The 21,351-nt window shown below is 70.1% G+C and carries 14 protein-coding genes and 1 riboswitch; of the genes, 12 read left to right on the top strand and 2 right to left on the bottom strand.

All coding sequences use genetic code 11. From position 1 onward, the window contains the following. The first annotated feature begins 8 nt into the window (after positions 1–8). From NB3_RS27675 to NB3_RS27655, 5 genes are all read left to right on the top strand, one after another. Complete coding sequence (locus tag NB3_RS27675; protein ID WP_067809207.1) at positions 9–1,154, top strand: LLM class flavin-dependent oxidoreductase; 1,146 nt, start codon at positions 9–11, stop codon at positions 1,152–1,154. Between the two features lie 128 nt (positions 1,155–1,282). After that, the gene (locus NB3_RS27670) at positions 1,283–7,564 is read left to right on the top strand and encodes a type I polyketide synthase (RefSeq protein ID WP_067809202.1); all 6,282 of its coding nucleotides are present in this window, start codon (positions 1,283–1,285) and stop codon (positions 7,562–7,564) included. Continuing rightward, positions 7,561–8,538: an AvrD family protein gene (locus NB3_RS27665; RefSeq protein ID WP_067809200.1), complete on the top strand. Its 978-nt coding sequence runs from the start codon at positions 7,561–7,563 to the stop codon at positions 8,536–8,538. Before NB3_RS27670 ends, NB3_RS27665 begins: the two co-directional genes overlap by 4 nt. Positions 8,539–8,573: 35 nt before the next feature. After that, positions 8,574–9,350, top strand: a complete 777-nt coding sequence (locus NB3_RS27660; RefSeq protein WP_067809198.1) for an ATP/GTP-binding protein — start codon at positions 8,574–8,576, stop codon at positions 9,348–9,350. A gap of 9 nt (positions 9,351–9,359) precedes the next feature. Beyond that, positions 9,360–10,037, top strand: a complete 678-nt coding sequence (locus NB3_RS27655; RefSeq protein ID WP_067809196.1) for a class I SAM-dependent methyltransferase — start codon at positions 9,360–9,362, stop codon at positions 10,035–10,037. Positions 10,038–10,112: 75 nt separating this feature from the next. Here the strand turns inward: NB3_RS27655 and NB3_RS27650 are convergent, their stop codons facing one another. Then, positions 10,113–12,656 carry a helix-turn-helix transcriptional regulator gene (locus tag NB3_RS27650; RefSeq protein WP_157112042.1) on the bottom strand — a complete coding sequence of 848 codons (2,544 nt, stop codon included), beginning with the start codon at positions 12,654–12,656 and terminating at the stop codon, positions 10,113–10,115. A gap of 123 nt (positions 12,657–12,779) precedes the next feature. On the opposite strand from NB3_RS27650, the gene NB3_RS27645 reads away from it, so the two are divergent. After that, entirely contained in the window at positions 12,780–13,982 is a 1,203-nt protein-coding gene (locus NB3_RS27645; RefSeq protein ID WP_157112041.1) for a styrene monooxygenase/indole monooxygenase family protein, read from the top strand. Positions 13,983–13,994: 12 nt separating this feature from the next. Here the strand turns inward: NB3_RS27645 and NB3_RS27640 are convergent, their stop codons facing one another. Next, positions 13,995–15,251, bottom strand: a complete 1,257-nt coding sequence (locus NB3_RS27640; protein ID WP_067809256.1) for a cytochrome P450 family protein — start codon at positions 15,249–15,251, stop codon at positions 13,995–13,997. Between the two features lie 472 nt (positions 15,252–15,723). Between NB3_RS27640 and NB3_RS27635 the strand changes: the two genes are divergently transcribed. The 6 genes from NB3_RS27635 to NB3_RS27610 all read left to right on the top strand — a co-directional run bounded on the left by NB3_RS27635 (position 15,724) and on the right by NB3_RS27610 (position 21,349). Beyond that, positions 15,724–16,119 carry a hypothetical protein gene (locus NB3_RS27635; protein WP_067809190.1) on the top strand — a complete coding sequence of 132 codons (396 nt, stop codon included), beginning with the start codon at positions 15,724–15,726 and terminating at the stop codon, positions 16,117–16,119. Between the two features lie 118 nt (positions 16,120–16,237). Then, a riboswitch (TPP riboswitch) is annotated at positions 16,238–16,352 on the top strand. Further along, positions 16,349–17,710, top strand: coding sequence for a purine-cytosine permease family protein (locus NB3_RS27630; RefSeq protein ID WP_067809188.1), 1,362 nt, complete (start codon positions 16,349–16,351; stop codon positions 17,708–17,710). It overlaps the preceding riboswitch by 4 nt. A gap of 21 nt (positions 17,711–17,731) precedes the next feature. After that, entirely contained in the window at positions 17,732–18,574 is an 843-nt protein-coding gene (locus NB3_RS27625) for a DUF72 domain-containing protein (protein ID WP_067809186.1), read from the top strand. Continuing rightward, positions 18,571–19,065, top strand: coding sequence for an SLOG cluster 4 domain-containing protein (locus NB3_RS27620; RefSeq protein ID WP_244892115.1), 495 nt, complete (start codon positions 18,571–18,573; stop codon positions 19,063–19,065). Before NB3_RS27625 ends, NB3_RS27620 begins: the two co-directional genes overlap by 4 nt. A 280-nt stretch (positions 19,066–19,345) precedes the next feature. Then, the gene (locus NB3_RS35965) at positions 19,346–20,791 is read left to right on the top strand and encodes an alpha/beta fold hydrolase (RefSeq protein WP_218020649.1); all 1,446 of its coding nucleotides are present in this window, start codon (positions 19,346–19,348) and stop codon (positions 20,789–20,791) included. Positions 20,792–20,866: 75 nt separating this feature from the next. After that, positions 20,867–21,349: an SLATT domain-containing protein gene (locus NB3_RS27610; protein WP_067809184.1), complete on the top strand. Its 483-nt coding sequence runs from the start codon at positions 20,867–20,869 to the stop codon at positions 21,347–21,349. Positions 21,350–21,351: the final 2 nt, after the last annotated feature.

Below are 21,351 nucleotides of genomic sequence, written 5' to 3'. Positions count from 1 at the left end.
GGAACAACATGGCGAAATTCCGCACAGGTGTGATGGATTCCGGCGTCTACACCCGGTTCGCGCCCGATCTGCAATTCCGCGGCAGCCGCTCGGTGGCGATGGCGGGCGGGGCGGACTCGCTGTGGGTGACCGATCACCTGCCCTCGATCCTGCCCGCCTCGATCTGGAAACCGCGGCACGTGGGCATCACCCGGCTGGCGCCGCACGCCGACGGCATCTACGAACCGTGGACGGCGCTGGGCTATCTCGCCGCGCAGAACCGCTTGGCCCGCTTGCGGCTCGGCGTCGGGGTCACCGACGCCGGCCGCCGCAATCCCGCCGTCACCGCGCAGGCCGCGGCCACGCTGCACCAATTGAGCCGGGGCCGCGCGATTCTCGGCATCGGCACCGGGATCAGGGACAACAACGAGCCCTACGGCGTGGACTGGTCCGCTCCGGTCGGCCGGTTCGAGGAGGCGCTGGCGACCATCCGGGCGCTGTGGGATTCCCACGGCAGCTTGGTGACCAGGGACTCCCCGTACTTCCCGCTGCGCGACGCGGTCTTCGACGTGCCGCCGTACCGGGGCAGCCGCCCGGAGATCTGGGTGGCCGCGGGCGGTCCGCGCATGCTGCGGGCCGCCGGGCGCTACGCCGACGTGTGGTTCCCCGGCTTCGCACAGCGCCCGCACGAATACCGGCACCGCCTCGAGCTGGTGCGCGCCGCGGCCTCCGACGCGGGCCGCGACCCGTCGTCGGTCGCGCCCGCCGCCGTGTTCAGCGTGCTCACCGCCGCCCGCCCCGGGCAGGTGGACGCCCTGGTCGAGAGCGTCGGCGCGCGGGCGCTGACGCTGTGCGCTCCCGGGGAGATGTGGACCAGGCACGGCGCGACCCACCCGCTCGGCGACGACTTCACCGGTCTGCAGGACTACCTGCCGCAGACGCTGGACGAGCGCACCGTGCTGGACTACATCGAGAAGATCCCGGCTTCGCTGGTGCGCGAATTCTGCCTGGCCGGAACGCCGGACGAGATCGTCGAGCAGGTCGCGCACTGGCGCGACCACGGTCTGCGCTATGCCGTGCTCATGAATCTCAGCGCAATTCATCCGAGCGTCACACAGGGGATGATTTCGAACGCGTCCCTGGTGGCGACGTTACGCAAATTGAAGCGTCTGTAACACAAGGCAATTGACGCCCGAGCGCCCCGAGCAATAGCATGCATTCGAGCGAAGGAGCTCGTCATAATATTTGTGCTGCTGCGGTCGGGGGGCTCAGCATGGTCCCGCATAAAAGGCCAGGAGAAATAATGGTCGACATTGCAATAGTGGGTATCGGCTGCCGTTTTCCAGGCGGCGTATTCGATGCGGAAAGCTACTGGAATTTTTTGTTGAACAAAGGCGACGGGATCGTCGATATCCCGCCGGACCGCTGGAGTATCGAAAAGTACTACGACCCGGATCCGGACGCGCCCGGCCGTATGTACACCCGGCGCGGCGGGTTTCTCACCCAGCCGCTGTGGGATTTCGACGCCGATTTCTTCGGCATCGCCCAGAAGGAGGCCGCCATCCTCGATCCCCAGCAGCGGCTGCTGCTGGAGGTGACCTGGGAGGCGCTCGACGACGCGGGTATGGCGGGCCGGGTCTCCGGCCATCGCGTCGGCGTCTACGTCGGCGGCTTCATCCTCGACAACGTGCTCGGACGCAGCGGTCCGCTGGTCCGCTCGGCGATCACCGGCCACACCGCGATGAGCGCCTCGCACACCCTGCTGTCCAACCGGATCTCCTATCTGCTCGATCTGCACGGCCCAAGCCTGACCGTCGACACCGCCTGCTCGTCCTCGCTGGTGGCGACGCATCTGGCGGTGCAGGCGATCGTCAACGGCGAGTGCGAGATCGCGCTGGCCGGCGGGGCGAACGCGATGCTGCAGCCGGAGACGTTCATCTCGATGTGCAAGGGCCGGTTCCTGTCGGTCGACGGCCGCTGCAAGACCTTCGACGCCGCCGCCGACGGTTACGGCAGGGCGGAGGGCGCGGGCGCGGTGCTGCTCAAGCCGCTGGACGTGGCGCAGCGCGACAACGACCGCATCTACGCCGTCATCCGCGCCACCGGCGTCAACCAGGACGGCCGCACCATGGCCATTCCGGTGCCGAATCCCGTTGCGCAGGAACAGCTCGCCCGTCAGGTGCGCGATGACGCAGGCGTCGCGGCGCACGAGGTGAGCTATCTCGAGGCGCACGGCACCGGCACCGCGGTCGGCGATCCGATCGAGATGTCCGCGCTGGGCGCGGTGTACGGCGCGGTGGACGGCCGTGGCGAACCGGTGCCGGTCGGCTCGGTGAAGAACAACTTCGGGCACACCGAGGCCGCGGCCGGGGTCGCGAGCCTCATCAAGGCCGCGCTCACCCTGCACCACCGCACGGTCGCGCCCCAGTTCGAGCTGACCACGCCGAACCCGCAGATCAAGTTCGACGAGCTACGACTACGTGTCCCCCTGCGCCCAGAACCACTGCCCGCGGCGCCGGGCAATGGTGTGGTCGCGGTCAACGGTTTCGGCTACGGCGGCACCAACGCCCACGCCATCCTCGTCGAAGCGCCTGCCTCGGTCGCGCGGGCCGAAGACGAGCGCCCGGTGCCACGGGTGCTGCCGATCTCCGGCCGCCACGAGACCGCGGTGCGCGCGCTCGCGGGCGACCTCGCCGACGCGCTCGACCGGCACCCCACCGACACGCTGACCGCCGCCGCCTGGACCCGCCGCGCCCACCATCCCCTTCGGGTCGGCTTCGCCTACGACGACGCCGACGACCTGCGCAGCCAGTTGCGTGCCTTCGCCGCGGGCGAGGGCCGCGCCCCGTCCCGGATCATCGGCGACGGCGACGTGGAGCCCGTCTTCGTCTTCAGCGGCATGGGCCCGCAGTGGTGGGGCATGGGCCGCGAGCTGCTGACGACCGACAGCACGTTCGCCAAGGTCGCCAAGGAGATCGATCGCGAGTTCGTCTCGATCGCGGGCTGGTCGATCCTGGAGGAGATGCTCGCCGACGAGGACGGCTCGCGGATCATGCAGACCGCCTACGCCCAGCCCGCCAACTTCGTGCTGCAAGCGGCACTGACCGCCGAACTGGCCGACTACGGCGTGTATCCGGCGGTGGTGGTCGGCCACAGCGTCGGCGAGGTCACCGCCGCGTATGTGTCCGGCGCGCTGTCGCTGCGCGACGCGCTCACCGTCAGCTACCACCGCGCCCGGTTGCAGGCGACCACCGCGGGCAGCGGCGGCATGCTGGCCCTCGGCATGTCCGAGAGCGAAGCGCGAGAGCTGCTCGCCCGCACCGACAGCATCTCCATCGCCGCGGTCAACAGTCCCGGCGCGGTCACCCTCGCCGGCGACAGCGAGGACCTGGAACTGCTGCGCGACACCTTGTCCGCCACCGGCACGTTCGCGCGCAGTCTGCGGGTCGAGGTGCCCTACCACAGTCATCTGATGGACCCGATCCTCGACGACCTGCGCGACGCGCTGGCCCAGCTGACGCCGCGGGACGCCAAACTCACCACGTACTCCACCGTGACCGCCGCCGAGATCGCGGGCACGGACTGGGACGCGGACTACTGGTGCCGCAACGTCCGGGAGCCGGTCCGCTTCGCCGACGCCATCGGCGCGCTGGTCGACGCGGGTCACCGCGTCTTCCTCGAAGTCGGCCCGCATCCGGTGCTCAGCGGCAACATCCGCGAGATGCTGATCCATCGCGGCGTGATCGGCGCCGCGGTGACCACGCTCTCGCGCGATCTGCGCGACCGCAACAACGTGCTGCGCGCCGTCGCGGACCTGTATGTCGCCGGCTCGCTGGACGGTTCGTCCGTGCCCGGCCGTCCCGACTCCGTCGTCGCGCATCTGGACCTGCCCGCCTATCCCTGGCAGCGCAAACGGGTCTGGCACGACGAGGCCGTCACCCTGCTCGATCGCCTCGGCACGCCGGACGGCTACGCGCTGCTGGGCGAGCCGACGACGGCGGCGGGCTCGGAGTGGGAGGTGCAACTGTCGGTCGCGCGGCTGCCGTGGCTGCGCGACCACGTCGTGTCGGGACATGTGGTGCTCCCCGGCGCGGCCTACCTCGACGCCGCGCTCAGCGCCGCCGTCGAGCGCACCGGACGCGCGAGCGTCGGCCTGGAGTCGGTGGAATTCGTCGCGCCGCTGGTGATCGACGAGCACGACATCCCGGTACTGCGCGTGAGCGTCGAGGAGTCGACCAAACGGTTCCGGATCCGCTCCCGCTCGGCGACCGCGGCCACCTGGACGCTCAACGCCCACGGCAGGCTCATCGAAGCCGACTTCACCTCCGCCGTGGTGGATGTCGAGGCCCCCGAGCACGCCGTCGCCGTCGCGGGCCCGGATCTGTATCGCGGTCTGGCCGCTCGCGGCCTCGACTACGGGCCCGCCTTCCAGCGCATCGTCTCGGCCGTCGTCGGCGCGGACGCGGTGGTCGCCTCGCTCGCGCCGGTCGATCAGGACCCGCCGATCCGGCACCTGGCCCACCCGGCCCTGGTCGACGCCGCGTTGCAATGCATCGCCGCGCTGGCCGCCGACTCGGACACCGGCGTGGCGATCGTGCCCGCCGCCATCGCCGGGGTGCGCCTGCTCGGCCCGCTGCCGCAGCGGCCACGGGTCGTGGTGACCCGGCGCGGCGCCGACCCGCTGCGCGCCGACATCGCGCTCGTCGGCGAACAGGGCGAGGTGGCCATGCGGCTGCTCGGCGTCGAGTTCCGCCCGGTCAGCACGGCGATCGAGGTCACCCATCAGCTGGAACGCGTTTTCTACCAACCGATCTGGGAGATCGTCGAGACCCAGACCGATACGCGGGCCACCGAGCAGGAGGTCGTGGTGGCCGTCTGCGTCGGCGCCGACGCCGCCGACCGTGCGGCGGCGCTGCTGGGCGAGCGGACCGACGTCACCGTCGCGCTCGCCGATCCCGACGCCGCCGACAACGACGAGCGCCTGCGGCTGGCGCTGCGCGCACCCGACGGCGTGCCGATCGCCGAACGGATCCGGGTGGTCGTGGTGTTCGGCGACGCGTTCGACGGGTCACGCAACGTCTACTGGCTCGCGCGTACGGCGAACGCCGTCGAGCACCTGCTCGCCGACGCGCCGCAGGTCCGTGTCCGCGCCGTCGTCGTCACCGAGAACGCGTTGTGCACGCCCGCCGACAGCGGCGCGAAGGTCTCGCACGGCGCGCTGGTGGGCGCGCGGCGCGCCCTGCTCAACGAACAACCCGCGGCGGGCTGGCGGCTCGTCGACGCGCACTCGGGGTCCGAGGCACCGCAGGCGGATCTCGTCTTCGCCGACGACGTGCTCGACGAGATCGGTGTGCGGGGAACCGACCACTGGGCCGTGCGGCTGGACCGCAACTTCGGCACCCATCTCGACGAACGCAACCAGGCCGCCCCGCTGGCGGACCCGGAGGCCTCGTTCGTGGTGGAGATCCCCAAATCCCGTCTGATGGCGGACTTGGCGTTGCGCGAGACCGATCGGGTCGCACCGGGCCCCGGCGAGGTCGAGATCCGGATGGAGGCGGCCGGGCTCAATTACAAGGACGCGATGAAGGTCATCGGGGTGCTCACCGAGAAGGAGCTCACCGGCACCTATTTCGGCACGACGGTCGGCATGGAGGGGTCCGGCGTGGTCGAACGCGTGGGGTCCGGCGTCACCGATGTCGCGGTCGGCGACCGGATGATGGTGTGCGCCCGCGACATCCTGCGCAGGTACGTCACCATGCCCGTCGACGCGGGCGCGACCCTGCCGCACCGGCTGCTGCCCGGCGAAGTCTACGACCCGCTGACCTGCGGCTCCGGCTTGCCGTTCCTGACCGCCGAATTCGGGTTGCGGACCCTGGCGCGGCTGCGGCCGGAGGAGACCGTGCTCGTGCACGGCGCGGCGGGCGGCATGGGCATGGCTGCGGTGCAGGTCGCGCTGGACATCGGCGCGACGGTGATCGCCACGGCGGGCACGCCCGAGCGGCGGGCGCAGGTGCGCGAACTCGGCGCGCACCACGTGCTGAACTCGCGGTCGGCCGACTTCGTCGACGAGATCGCCGATCTCACCGGCGGCCGCGGCGTCGACGTGGTCTACAGTTCGGCGCCCGGCGAGATCCTGCGCCAGAACTTCCGGGTGGCCGCCGAATTCGGCCGCGTCGTCGACATCGGCAAGGCCGACATCTACACCGGCGGGGTCATCGATCTGGCTCCCTTCGATCGTAATCTCACGTTCTTCTCCGTCGACATGGACCGGGCGCTGGCGCACGATCCGGAACTGTTGCGCACGCCGATGCGCGCCAGCCACGCGGCATTGCGCGCAGGCGCGTATCAGTACCTTCCGTATACGGCGTATCCGGTGTCGGAGCTGGCCGCGGCGTTCGAGTGCGTCGCGCGATCCGATCAGATCGGCCGGGTCGTGCTCGACCTGCGCGAGGAACGGCCGATGGTGCGCCCGAAGCTCGCCCATCCCAGGATCGATCCGGACGGCTGCTATCTGGTGACCGGCGGCTTCGGCGGTTTCGGCCTGGCCACCGCCCGCTGGCTGGTGGCCGAGGGCGCACGCACACTGGTGCTCGCCGGACGCGGCGGCGCGTCCACGCCGCAGGCCCGGGAGCAGGTCGCGGCGTTCACCGCGGCCGGCGTGTCGGTGATCGAGGAGCGGGTGGACGTCGCCGACTACGCCGCGACGGCCGCGCTGGTGGACCGCATCCGGTCGGTCGCCCCGCTGCGCGGCGTCTTCCACGCGGCGGGAGTGGTGAACAACCTGCCCATCCCGCAGATCACCCAGCAGTCACTGGACGAGTTGTTCGCCAAAGTGCGCGGAGCGCAGCATCTGGACCGGGCGATCGAGGCCGCGGGCATCGAGCTGGACCTGTTCGTGCTCTACTCCTCGATCAGCGCGCTCGGCTGCATCACCCCGCAGATCGGTTACGCCGCCGCCAACGCCGCCCTGGACGCGCTCGCCGCCGACCGCCGTGCCCGCGGCGCCGCGGCGCTCGCGGTGAACTGGGGCTTCATGAGCGGCGGCGGCATGGCCGACAAGACCGAGGCGCTGGCGGACTACGTGAAGTCGATCGGCTTCCTGCCCATCGACATGGACCGGGCGACCGCCCTGCTGCGCGAATGCCTGTCGCTGGACACCACGCAGGTCGCGGTGGCCGACATCGACTGGACGGTGTGGTCGCGCGTGGCGCGGCCGTCCACCGACACCCGTCGCTTCCGCCAACTGCTCGCCGACATCGGCGTCGGCGACGAGGCGGGCGGCGCCCTGCGCACCGAGATCCTCACCCTGCCCACCGAACAGCGCGCCGACTTCGTCGCCCAGCGCCTCGCCGATCAGCTCGCGGTGGTGCTCGGCGTGGACACCGACGCCATCAACATCGACGAGCCGGTCACCGATCTGGGCATGGACTCGCTCATGGCGATGGAATTCGGGGCCCGCACCGAGAAGGAGCTCGACGTCAAGATCTCCGCGCTCGAGCTCAGCAGGGGCCTGTCGCTGCGCGGTATCGGCGCCAAAGTGGTCAGCCAGTTCGCCGAGCCCGCCGACGCCAAGGCCGCGGCATGAAAGGCACCGACATGTCCACCGAACTCGTCGCTTACGCCGATATCGACACCGTGCTCGGGCACCGGGACGGACGGTTCTTCGGCGAAGGCTACAAACGGATCACCCACAGCATCTTCGACATCACCCTCGACCGCGACGCGGAGGGCAGGCCACGGCTGACGGCGACCGCGGGCGTGCACTATCCGCTGGACTGGTCGCGCAAGAGCACCCGGGTGCTGGTTCCGCACGTGAGCAGCATCGATTGCTCGATCTTCGGCTACCGGCTGCTCGAGGTGATCCTGCGCGAGTGCTACGGGCTCACCGACGGCGAGATCCGTTCCTGCTGGGTGCCTTTCGTCCAGTTCAGCAGCGGGACCATCGCGACGGAGTCGCTGGCGGAGTTCCCGATCAGCGCGACCGTCGTCGCGGTGGAGGGCAACACGATCGGCATCGCCGGCGCACTGGGCGGCGGCATGAGCCTGGAGGCCACCGTGGCGTTGCCCACGCCACCGCGACCGGCCGACACCGCACGACGCACCGTGCACGAGACGGGACGCGGGTACTTCCACGGCGGGGTGTACGCCCGCGGACAGTACCTGCGCAATGTCGTCGTCTCCGACGGAGGCAGCCGCGCCCGGGCCGATTTCGCTCTCGCGGAACCGGATCCGGCCGGTCCATGGCACGGTGTGGCCGACGCCTACCAGCCTTCCGTCACGCTGGTCGACGCGACGGTGATCCTGGCGCAGCTGTCCCAGGTCGTGCTCTACGAGCTGGACAACATCGCCCGCAAGGACAGCGAAACGCTGTGGATGCGCCGGATGACCGCGCGCGCGTCCGCTCCCCCGGAGCCGTTCACCTCGGGCACCGCGACCACGCGCATGGCGCGATCCATGGTCCTCGCTTTCGGCGGCGGCGACTGGCGCATCTCCAGCTGGGCGTCGGACTTCGCCGGGTGCGAGATCCGATACGACCTCGCGCACCGGCTGCCCGCCTAACCCGCGCATTTCCGAACGTTCAGAAAGGCACTTTCATGTCGGCGAACAATTATCGACGCATCGTGATCTCCGGGACCTACTCGACCGGGAAGACCACCACTTCCACGGCACTGTCCCTGCTGACCGGCATCCCCCGAGTCGATGCCTCCTCCGCGCGCGAGGTGGTCACCGAGCTCTATCCGGGCATGCGGTTCCAGGACCTGAGCACCACCGAACTGATGGCGCTCGGCTTCCGCAGGCTGGAGCTGCGCATCCAGGCCGAGGCGATCCTGGACGCCCAAGGCGGATTCATCGCCGACGGCTCGGTGCTCAACGAGTGGATCTACGGCACAACGCGGCTCATCACCGGGCCGAACCCCGGATCGTCGCGATGGCACAAGGCCGTCAAGAACACCCTCACCCTGCCCGGCCGGCCGTTCTACCGCCGCTATCTCAACGCCTACGGCGACATGGCCAAGCAGCGGGCCCGGCAGAACTACGACATCTTCTTCCACCTTCCGGTGGAGGTGCCGATGGACCCCGACGGCCACCGGCCCGTCGACGAACGCTACCGCGCCATCTCCGATCAGCAACTGCTGCATGCGATCAGCGAGCTCGGGCAGCCGGTCGTCACGGTGCGCGGCACCCCGGAGCAGCGCCTGGAATCCATCGTCTCGATGCTCGACATCCCCACCGTGATGGACGTCGACGTCGCGGTGAAGGAGGCGATGGAGATCGTGCGCAGCAGCCGTGAGCGCGTCCAGGAAACGATCATCGCCCAGCAGCAACCACCCACTCTCGGCCGCAAGATCAAGTTCGCCACCCGCGTTTAGGAGCACGCCATGACCGTCCTGCTGGACAAGACCAAGCGCTACAACCCGATCGATTCGTGGTTCTACGACAACTTCATCTCCGACGCCGTGCGGGAGATGACCCCGACCCTGTTCGACGACATCGTCGCCCAGCTCGACGACGGCGCGCAGGTGCTCGACGTCGGTTGCGGTGGTGGGCAACTCGCGGTGGGGCTGGCCACCACCGGGACCACATTGCGGCTGACCGGCATCGACCTGTCCCCGCAGCAGGTGCGCAGGGCGCGCAAGCGCGGCGCGCCGCTGGGCAGCCGGATCCAGTTCCGGGAGGGATCGGCGATGGATCTGCCGTTCGCCGACGGCGCCTACGACGCGGTGATCAGCTCCGGCTCGATCAAACACTGGCCCGATCAGCGCAAGGGTCTCGCGGAGATGATCCGGGTGCTGCGGCCCGGCGGCCTGCTGCTGGTGATCGAGGCGGACCGGGGCTGCACCTTCGAGGACGCGCGGGCGTTCGTCGACCGCTGGAAGCTGCCGCAGCCGATGGCGCGGGCCTGCCTGCCCTTCTTCCGCACCTATATAGCGGGCTACGGCCTCGACCTGGAGGACGGCCGCGAGCTCGTGGCCGGTCTCCCGGTCACCGATGCGACGGTGCGCCGCATCGCCTGCGAGCCCGGCATTCTGATCACCGCGCGCAAGCGAGACGAGTGAGCGCCGGCGGATCCGGCCGGTGACCGGGCCGGGCGGCGTCACGGCCGAGACGTCGCCCGGCCCGATCCGGTGCTCTCACGAGCGCCGGGCGCGCTGGGGATTGCGTGCGGCTTCCTCGGCTACCAGCGCCTGTCGTTCGGCGGGCACCAAGGCGCGGATGTCGTCTCGGGAGCCGATCATCAGTTTCTGCAGGATCGAACTCATCTGGGCGTCGACGGTCTTGAAGGAGCTACCGCGCCGGGCGGCGATAGCGGTGTTCGTCCAACCGGCCGCCGCCAGCACGGCCACTTCTTGTTCGGCCGCCGACAATTCCTCCCAGTGCGAGGGACGGCGCCGCCGGACCGGATGTTCGACGGGTAGCCGGTCCAACGACAACTCCCCCAATGCCAGCTGCGCCACCTCGTCCAGCTCCGGACGCAGCAGCGCACCCTCGCGCTCGGCCTCCGCGAAATCGGACTCACCCAAAACCGCGCGAGCGGTGTCGGCGGCGATCTCGGTCTCGGTGGCGAACGGACCGAGATTGACGAAGTTTACGCCGATTCTGTCGCGCAACGTGGCGCCGCCGCCGACCAGGCGCGCGACATCGCGCGCTCGAGCCGTCACCGTGACAGCGTGGTCACCGCCGGCGTCACGGATCGAGCGCGCCAGTGCCCAGGCGCTCAGGTGCACGGCCCACGCCACGCCCCACTGATCGCGCAACGCCCGCTGCGTGGTCAGCGCGGCCCGTATCATCGCGAGCGCTTGTTCCGTGTCACCGTGTTTGGTCAGCGCGATCCCCCGAGCCAATCCGGCCCACGACGCCGCCCACCGCGCGCCGGAGCGTTCGGCGTGGTCCAGGTGCCGCCGGGAGATCTCCAAGGCCTGCGCCGGTGTGCCGAGCAACGCCCCCGCCAGCGCTTCGAACAGTTCGCTCATCGCGGCCCCGCCGCGGTCGCCTTCGGCGCAGAACTTCTCTCGCGCGCGGGCCAGCACGGCGATCGCGCGCACGTCACGACGCACCAGCATCAGCTCGGCGCCCCTGGCGAATTCGATCGAGGCGGGCAGATCGAGGTCGTCGAGTCGTTCCCGCCACCCCGCTCGGGCCGCGTGGTCGGGCAGGCAGAGGGCGACGGCTTCGTCGAGCATCCGTTCGGCATCGTGGTGCATGCCCTGGCACAGGCAGATCCACGCGATCAGCGACATCGCCGTCACCTGCAGCGGCACCGGCTGCGGGTCCAGCGCCCTGCTGGCGGCCAGCGTGCGCTCGGCCCAGCGGCGTGGTTCGCGCAGCGAACCGGCGAGAAACGGGCTGCGCAGCGCGATCAGACCGGCGGCGATCTCCAGCCCGACCGCGGCCTCCTCCGGAATCGCGAGGCTGCCCGCCATGGCGCACAGCAGGTTGTCCCAGGCCGCGCGCGCCCAGTTCAGCAGGTCCTGTTCGCCCGGCCCGAACCATCCGGCTCGCGCCGCGACGACCTTGTCGCGGTAGTAGCGGCGGTGCCTGCGCGCCAGCCGCGCCGGTTCACCGTCGCGTTCGGCCAGACGCTGCTGGGCGAACAAGCGGACGCTCTCCAGCAGCGAGTACCGCACCGTTGTGGCGGTCAGATGCACGGTGACCAGCGATTGGTCCGCGAGCCGCTCGAGCAGGCCGTCGATCTCCGCGCGGTGCAACCCGTCCGGCTCGTCGTCGGCGCAGACCGCCTCGATCGCCTCCAGTTCGGCGCCGACGTCCGACTGCGCCGGGTCCGCGTTGTCCGGGTCGGCGTCGTACCCGGCCGCGAAGACCGACAGCCGGTCGAACAGCAGCCGCTCTTTGTCCCGGCACAGGTCATACGACCAGGCGATGACGTCGCGAATACCCTGGTGCCGTGCGTCCGCGCCGACCCGGGGACCATGCGACCAGCGCAGCCGCCGGTCGCCGGCCTCGCCGGTGAGGTCACGCAGGATCATCGGCAGCGGCTGGCGCAGCAGCCGTGCGGCGGCCAACCGGATGTAGAGCGGGTGGTTGTGCACATGGCGGCAGATCTCCACCGCCAGCTCGCTCTCCTCCTCCGTGACGGTGTGCCCCGTCAGCCCGGCGCGGGCACGGAACAGCGTCAGCGCCTGTTCCCGCGACAGCGCGGGTACCGGCACCAATTGTTCGTCGACCCATCCGATCGCCTCGCGGCTGGTGGCCAGCACGGTCAGCCCCGGAGCCGCTTCCAGCAGGTCGGCGATCACCCGCCCCGCACCGTCCAGCACGTGTTCGCAGTTGTCCATCACCAGGATGGTCTGCAGGGTGCGCCCTACCGCGTCGCGGCGGCGCAGCGTGTCCAGCACCGCCTCCCACGCCGACCGCCCCGAGAAGTCGGCATCGATCAGCGAGCGCGCGACCTGCTCCTCCACCGCCGCCGCGTCGGAGCCCCGCGCCAGCAGGGCCAAGCGCACCCAATGCACCGGAACCCGCCGCGCTTTGCGGAACCGCTGCACCGCCTCGGTCGCCAGTCTGGTCTTGCCGATGCCGCCCGCACCGATCAGCGTGACGAGGCGGGTGCCGCCGAGCAGCGCCATCCCGACCTTCTCCAGCTCCCGCTGACGTCCTACGAAATCACTGGCGCCCGGGGGCGCAGACCCCGGACCCGACGCACGTCCTACCGACACAGCAGGGCAGCGTAGTCGGGTCGCTCCCGCGATTCCCGAGTCTCTACCGATGTGCGCGACCCACCTATACGCGGACGATTGCGCTGGCGCGGCAGTCGATCGCACGATCGGAAGGAGACGACGGTGGGACGGATACTGGTACTCGGGGCGGGCGAATGCGGTTTACCCCTCGCTCACCGTCTGCTGCGCGGCGGGCGGTCGGTGACGCTGGTCGCCGATCGCGATGCCGAAGCGGTGCTCGCGGGCACCGTGACCAGCACCCAGGTCAAATTCCCGCCGACGCTCGATCTCGAATCGGACCTCGGCCTCGGCTTCTGGCGCTCGACCGCGCCGAACATCGAGGGCATCCGGTTCACCATGGCCGTCGAGCGCGCGGTGGTGGTCACCTGGACCGGCCGATTCACCCGCCCGGCGCAGAGCGTGGATCAGCGGACGGTGTTCGCCCGCTGGCTCGGCGAGTTCCTGGCCGAAGGCGGTGATCTGCGCATCGCCGAACTCTCGGTACCGGAACTCGACCAGCGCGCCGCCGAGCACGACCTGACCGTGGTGACCCGGGCGGGTCGTGAGCTGGCCGGCTGTTTCGAGGCCGATGCGGCGTGGCCGGTGCACGCCGCGCCGATGCGACGGCTGGCGGTGCTGTACCTCGACGGTGTCGAGCCGGATCCGGAGGGCCTCGGTTCCTACACCGCCCTGCCCGAGCACGGTGAGGTGGTCTCCTATCCCGGCCTGACCGGACGGCCGGGGCAGGAACGCCGCTGTGAGATGCTGCTTTTCGAGGCGCGGCCCGGCGGTGCGCTGGACGTGTTCGAGCAGCACGGCACGCCCGCGCGACGCTGGGCGCAGGCCAGGGAACTGCTGAACGCGCACTTGCCCGCCGAGATCGCCGAACGGTACCGGCACGCCGAGCCGACCGATGCCGGGGCGACGCTGGTGGGCGCGGTGACTCCGGTCATGCGCCGTCCGGTGGGCATCCTGCCGTCGGGCAGGCCGGTGCTGGGCGCAGGGGACGTCGTCTGCCGGATGGACCCGGGCGGCGCTCAGGGCGCCAACAACGCCGTGCACTGCGCGGTCCGCTACGGCGAGGCGATCCTGCACGATCCCGACGGCCCCTACGACCGCGCGTGGATGGAGTGGGCGGCCGCGCCGTGGCTGACGGCCGTGGCCCACCCCGCCGCGCGGTGGACGGCCACGGTGCTCGATCCGCCGCCCGGCATGCGCGAGATGATGCTGGCCGCCCAGCACGACACGGCACTGGCCGACGCCTTCGCGAACACCTTCGCGCGGCCGGCGAACCTCGCCCGGCTCGCGGCGACCGCCCCGTCCTGACCGATTCCGCGCTTATGGCCGCCAGGGCGGTGTTGCGGGAAAAGCGACCGGCAGCGCGGTCAGAGCGCGGTGGAAAGGTCCTGGCCGCCAGACCAATTCGTGCACCGGCACGGCGGGCCGCAGTTCCGGCAGCGCGTCCAGCAACTGGTCGATCGCGTCCTGGCCGATCAGATAGGCCGCGCTGCGCGCCGGACACGCGTGCGGGCCTGCGCCCCACGCCAGATGCGATCGGTTGCCGCTGTGGTCGTGCCCGCTGATCGCCGGATCGTTGTTGCAGGCCGCGAAACTGATCACGACCGGCTGATGGGCAGGCAGCCAGACATCATCGATCAGGATCGGCTGGCGCGGATAGGTGACCGAGAAATTCGCCATCGGCGGATCGGTGAACAGCACCTCGTCGAGCGCGTCTCGGGTCGACAGGCTCCCGCCCAGGACATCGCCGCCGAACCGGGCGTCGGTGAGGATCAGCACCAGGGTGTTGATGATCAGATTCTGCAGCGGTTCGATCCCCGCCCCGTAGAGCACGACGAGCTGGTGGATCACCTCCGTCTCGTCCAAGCCTGCCGGATGCCGCAGCAGCCGCGTCGTGATGTCCGCGCCCGGTTCGGCGCGCTTGTGCTCGAGCAGCCGCAGCAGCGCGGTGACGAGCAGGCGGTTGCCCTCCTCCGCGTCCACTCCGTCGAACACGGCGCGGGTCGCGGCGGCGACTTCCTTCCCGATCTCCGGCGGGCAGCCCAGCATGGCGTTGATCACCTCGAAGGCCAGCGGTAAGGCGTACTGCGATACGAGATCGGCGCTGCCCGTCGCGCAGAAGGTGTTGATCAGCGGCACCGCGATCCGCTCCACCGTCTCGTGTAAGGCGTGCAGGTCGACGGCGTCGATGCTCGCGGTGTTCGCCTGGCGGTAGCGCGCGTGTTCCTCCCCCGTGCTGCGCATGGCGTTGGGACGCCACTCCAGCACCGGCAACACCGGGCAGTCGGCGGTCACGTTCGCCTGCCAGGTGCGCGGGTCGGCGGGAAAGCGCGCCGGATCGTGCATGATTCGCACCGCCGTGTGATAGCTGAGCACCAAGGTCGCGGGTACGCCCTGCGCCAGTTCGACCGGCGCCATCGAACCGTAGCGGGCACGCATGTCGCGGTAGGCGCGATGCGGATCGGCCGCGAACTCCGGGGAATACAGCGATACGCGCTCGACGTCGTGGCCGATGGGCGAACCATGGTGCGCGCCAGGGGCATCCGCGGTGCGGTCGAGGTCTCGGGGTGTGGTCAACGCGTCGCTCTCACGGTAGAAGCGTTCGCACCGAGCGCGGGCGCACCCGGCGCGGATCGTCGCGACGGCGCTCGGCCCATACGGCGCACCACTGCGACGCATCGTCCCGACCGCGCAGCGGATCGACACACAGGATCGTCGCGTAGGTAGCTCGCGGGCATCGGTAGTGGCGCGCGAGCTGCGGCGATGCGGCCACCTCCTCCGCACCGCGACGAAATCGCCGAGGACTCACCGCCCCGGACCGGCCACGATCTCCCGAAAGGCGCGCCCCGGCGACACCGTGCGCGCGAATCCCGCGGTGGCGCTCCGTGTTCGCTACCGGCGGCAGGGTGGGCGGACGCATCCGATCCGGGGCGGCGGGCCTGCCGTTCGCCCGCATCCTGCGGGGAGACAAGCACTTCGACGTGCAGGTGGCTGGTGTATAACTTCCATCGGCCCGGTCGACTCCACCGACAAGCGATAGCGAGACACGATGCACGGTTACCTCAACCAGGTGTCCCACGGCACGACCCCCTCCGGCTATCCGACGCGCGAGCCCGAGACCCGCGCCGTCGAGCCGCCGCGCACCGCGGATCTGGTCGTGAGCGCGCTGTTGTGGTTCCTGCCCGCGACGCTGGCCGCGATGTCGACGGTCCTCGCGCCGTGGTTCCTGATGGCGGGCGGCATCTGCGCGTCCAAGCCGGAATGCCGGGTCGACACCAGCGCGGGCGTCTGGATCATGGTGGGCGGCGGCATCGTCGGGTTCGCCCTCGGCGCCGCGCTGTCGGTGCTGGCGGCCCGGCAGGGACGCGCGATGTTCCCCGGCGCGTTGGTCGGCGCGGTGCTGGTCCTGCTCGCGTGGTTCGCCGCCTCGTTCCTCATGGGCTGAGCCGCCACGGCACATCGTCGATGCCCCGAAAGCGGGTCAGCGCGGTCGCGCTCGCCCGCTCCGTCGTGCCCTCGTTCCCGGCGCGCGAAAACTGGCGCGGGTGTACTATTCGCCGGAATCACCCCACCGCGGGAGCTCGGGCACGGCCGGGCTGAGAGGGCGAACCGCACGCGTCGCCGACCGCATGAACCTGTCCGGGTAATGCCGGCGTAGGGAGAGCGTTTCCGTCATGTCGTCGACCCGCGCGAACGCGGCGCGAGAAGCCCCGCTGACCCTCGACCAGCCCGCCCCCAAAGTGCTCTCGTTCTGGGACCAGAGTGCGTTCTGGGCCAATCTCGGCGTCAGCCTCATCGCGTTCTCCGGCGCGTACACGGTGCTCGCGCCGGACGCCGCGGGCGCGGCGCGGATCTCGATCGCGGCGGGCATCCTGGCGACCGTCCTCGGCACCCTGGTCGGCGGGCTGATGCTCGGCGCGGCGGCGCTCACCGGCGCCCGCACCGGGCAACCCGCGATGGTGCTGCTGCGCGGGCTGTTCGGCGCGAAACTCAGTTATCTGCCCACCGTGCTCAACATCGCGCAATTGATCGGCTGGGGGACGTTCGAGCTGATCGTCATCGGCGACGCGGCCGGTGAACTGTTCGGCGGCGGACCGCACTGGCTCTACGTCGTGGTCGCGGGCGGGCTCACGACCGTGCTCACGATCTGGCCGCTCGGCTCGGTCCGTCTGCTGCGCAGGTTCGTGACCGCCGGTGTCGTGATCGCCCTGATCTGGTTCTACGCGCAGTTCTTCCGCGCCGGTCTGCCCGATCTGCGGGCGAATCCGGGCCCGAGCGGAAGCGGTCCGTTCGGCGTCGACTGGAATCTCTTCTGGATCGCCACCGACGCCGCCTTGGCCGTCTCGATCTCCTGGGTGCCGGTCGCCGCCGACTACACCCGGCACGCCCGCACCGGTCGCTCCGCGTTCGGCGCGGCAGGCGGCGCGTACGCGCTCACCCAGATCGTCGCCTACGTCCTCGGCCTGTTCGCGCTGGCGCTCGCGACCGGCGAAGGCGGACCGTACGCGCCGTTTCTGCAAGTGAACCTCGGCGCGCTGTTCTTCTTCGTCTTCGTACTGCGCGAAGCGGACCAATCCTTCGCCAATGTGTACTCCACCGCCGTGTCGATCCAGAACCTCGCGCCGCGCGTCGACCGCAGGGCGCTCTCGATCGGCCTCGGTGCGCTGATCACGGTCTCGGCCCTGTGGTTGGACATGGCCGACTATTTCGGCTTCCTCGGACTCATCGGCTCGGTCTTCGTGCCCCTGCTCGGCGTGCTGGTCGCCGACTTCTTCCTACGCGGCCACCGCGAGTGGAACACCGCGCCCGACGCGCCGGCGCGATGGGGCATGGTGCTCGCGTGGCTGGCCGGGTTCGCGGTGTATCAACTGATCAATCCCGGTGATGCCGGAGTGTGGACCGAGTTCTGGGAGCGGGTCCGGCAGGCTTTGCACTTCACCGCGCAGGCGTGGATGAGCGCGTCGCTGCTGTCGTTCCTGGCGGCGCTGGCGGTGGCCTGGCCGGTCGGCAAGGCGGCGAGGACGCCATCGGCGTAGCGCGTTTGCCACCATGGAGAGATGGGCCAGATCAGGATCGGCACGTCGGGCTGGGTCTACCCGCCCTGGCGTGGGACGTTCTACCCGGAGGGCTTGGCGCACAAGCGCGAGCTGACCTATTTGTCCGAACAGCTCGACAGCGTGGAGATCAACGGGTCGTTCTACTCGCTGCAACGCCCATCGAGCTATCAGAAGTGGGCCGAGCAGACGCCGGACGATTTCCTCTTCGCGGTGAAGGGCAGCCGATTCATCACGCACATGAAGCGCTTGCGCGACGGTGACGATCTGCTGGCCAACTTCCTGGCCTCCGGGCCGCTGGCGCTCGGACCCAAGCTGGGGCCGATCCTGTGGCAGCTGCCGCCGACGTTCCGTTTCGACGCCGACGTGCTGGACGACTTCTTGTCCCGCCTGCCGCGCGGCACCGAGCAGGCCGCGGAGATCGCTCGTCGGCACGATCACCGCGTCGATCCCGCGTACACCAGCACCGACGCCGACCGGCCGCTGCGGCATGCCATGGAGATCCGGCACGACAGCTTCCTGACCCCGGCGTTCACCGATCTGCTCGGCCGCCACAACGTGGCCCTCGTCGTCGCCGACGCGGCGGGCAAGTATCCGCTACTGGAAGAGGTCACCGCCGACTTCGTCTACATACGGTTGCACGGGCACGACGAGCTCTACGTCAGCGGATACACCGATGAGGGTCTGGACATGTGGGCGGAGAAGATTCGCGCGTGGGCCGGAACGCTGGACGTCTACACCTATTTCGACAATGACGCGAAAGTGCGTGCGCCGCGCGATGCCATCGCGCTGCGGGAGCGCTTGGCGTCGGTCGTATCGCCACGGCCGGCGGAATCGGACCGGTGACGCCGGTGCGGCAGGTCGCGGTCTGCGGGCCGAGGGAGTGCACTCGGCGGGAAGCGGAGTGGGCGCGTGCGGTCGGCGGCCTCTTGGCGCGGGCGGGAGTCACCGTCTTGTGCGGCGGCGGGTCCGGGGTGATGGCCGCGGTCGCCGCTGGCGCCGCCGCGGCCGATGGACTGGTGATCGGCGTGCGGCCGGACACCGACCGCGCCGCGGTGTGTCCCGGGTTGTCGGCGGTGCTGTTCACGAACATGGGCGAGGCGCGCAACGCGATCCTGGTCGAGTCGGCGGACGCGGTGATCGTCATCGGCGGTTCGTGGGGCACGCTGTCGGAGGTCGCGCTGGCTCGCCGGCGCGGTGGCATACCGGTTGTCGCGCTGGGCGGTTGGGAGATCCGCGACGCGGACGGGTGGCCGGTGGCGGCGACGGTGAGCGCGGCCGACCCGGCCGATGCGGTGCGCCGGGCGCTGGACGGGATCGGTTCCGAATCGAGCTGAGACCGGCGACGACCCGGACGGGCGGGCAATCATCGGCGTAGCGCACCAGGTGCCAGGAGGCGACCGTTCCTTGCGTGGCTCGTATCGCCGATAGCGGTTGCTCCAGGCGGGATTCGGCTTGCACGGACTACGCCGCAGATCGGCGCGAAGATTTGCTGTCGCCAGCCAGTTCGTCGCTGCCACGGCCGGTCCGGTTTGCCAAGCTACCGAACTCGCCCTCCCCCAATTTTTTCCGATCACGCAATCTTGCGCATCACGCAAGTTTCGCTACCGTGGACGTGTGGCATTCGTCCTCGGCCTGCGCGAGCGCAAGAAGCTCGCCACCCGCGAGGCGCTCGGTTTCGCGGCGCTGCGCCTGGCCGTCGAGCGCGGGCTGGACAACGTTCTCGTCGAGGACATCGCCGCGGCGGCCGGGGTCTCCGCGCGCACGTTCAACAACTACTTCGCGAGCAAGTACGAGGCCGTCTGCTCGGTGGCGGTGGACCGGGCCCGCAGGATCGCGGACGACCTGCGCGCCCGACCGGCCACCGAACCGCTGTGGCCCGCGGTGATCCACGCCGTGCTGGCGGAGTTCCGCGACGCCGAGCCACCCGATTCCGCCTGGACCGCCGGCGTTCGCCTGATCACCCGCGCGCCGTCGTTGCAGGGCGAATACCGTAGATCACAGGCGGTGATCGAAGCCGCGCTGGCCGAAGCCATCGCCGAGCGCACCGGCCGCGCGATCGAGGCCGACATGTTCCCGCAGGTCGTGGCCGGGGCCGTCACGGCAGCACTGCGCGTGGCCATCGACCGATGGGTCGAGGCCGATCCCCCCGTTCCCGCGCTACCGGTCATCCGGGAGGCGTTGCGCCAGTTGTCCCATCTCTCAGGAGCGTTTCCCATGGATGTACCGACCCAGCACACCCTCGCCGTGCCCGGCGCGACCCTCTACTACGAGATCCGCGGCGCAGGCCCGCTGTTGCTGCTCATCCCGGGCGGCAACGGCGACGCCGGAGGCTTCGACGCCATCGCCGAACGACTCGCCGACCGCTACACCGTGGTGGCCTACGACCGGCGCGGCTTCACCCGCAGCCCCCTCGACGGCCCGCCGCACGATCGCATCGTCACCGACGGCGCGGACGCCGCGGCGCTGCTCACCCACCTCACCGACGAGCCCGCCCATGTGCTCGGCAGCAGTTCCGGAGCGATCGTCGCGCTCGAATTGCTGCGCGCCCGGCCGGAATTGGTGCGCACGCTCGTCGCCCACGAACCACCGCTGGCCACGCTGCTGCCCGACGGCGAGAAGTGGCTCAGCTTCCTGGACGGCATCCACGAGCGCAGCAGGACCGACGGGCCGTCCGCCGCCATGGCCGAGTTCACGGCGGGTATCGGCATGCGGCCCACACCGCCTCCCCCGGTCGAGCAGCTGCCGCCGGAAGTCGCCGCGATGGTCACCAGGATCCAGCAGAACCTGCTGTTCTGGATGGAACACGAACTGCGGCAATATCCCCGCTACGCTCCGGACCTGACGGCGTTGCGCGCGGCGTCCGACCGCCTGGTGCTCGGCGTCGGGCACGAATCGCGAGACACCTTCCCCGGATTCCCGAACGCCGTACTCGCGAAGGAACTCGGCCTGGACCTCGTCGAGTTCGCGGGCGACCACGTCGGCTACCGCACCGCCGCGGACGAGTTCGCCGCGCAACTCGACCGCGTCCTGACCCGCGAGACCGCCGCGACCGCCGACTGAGCCGATCGTCGCGGCGGGCGCGTGACCGCCGGATTCGGCGCTCGAATCCCGTGCCGACACAGGTACCCTGTCCGAGTGTCGGCCGATCTCGAGAAGCACCTGAAAGAACTGCTCGACAGCGCGGTGGAAAGCCACGGAACACGAAAGAATACGCTGCGCCGCGCGTCGTGGTTCCTACATATCAGCGCGATGGTGCTCGGCGGGGTTTCCACCATCTTGCTCGGATTGCAGATCGACAGCGAGACCTATGCGACTGTGTCCAGGAATGTCGCCCTGGTAATAGTCGCGCTCACGACCTTGATCGCGAGTCTCCTGACCTACTGGAACCTCGACGCGTACTGGCTGAAACGCAAGGTAATCTACAACGACCTGGTTGCGCTCCGCGAGCGCTTCAACTACCTCAGGGCATCCGATCCGGAGGACAAGCGCGCGCAACTGGACAAAATTTTCGATGATTACATGCAGCTCACCGGAAGCCACGCCGAGTACTGGCAGTCAGTGCTGGCCAGAGAGGTAGGGAAAGCCGTCGCGCCACGAGACAGCGATCAGTCGAATTGACA

The organism is Nocardia beijingensis NBRC 16342 (genome assembly GCF_001612785.1).
GTDB classification, from domain to species: Bacteria; Actinomycetota; Actinomycetes; order Mycobacteriales; family Mycobacteriaceae; genus Nocardia; species Nocardia beijingensis.
The sequence above is the reverse complement of the archived record's forward strand: the minus strand, read 5'-3'. Positions and strand labels throughout refer to the sequence as shown.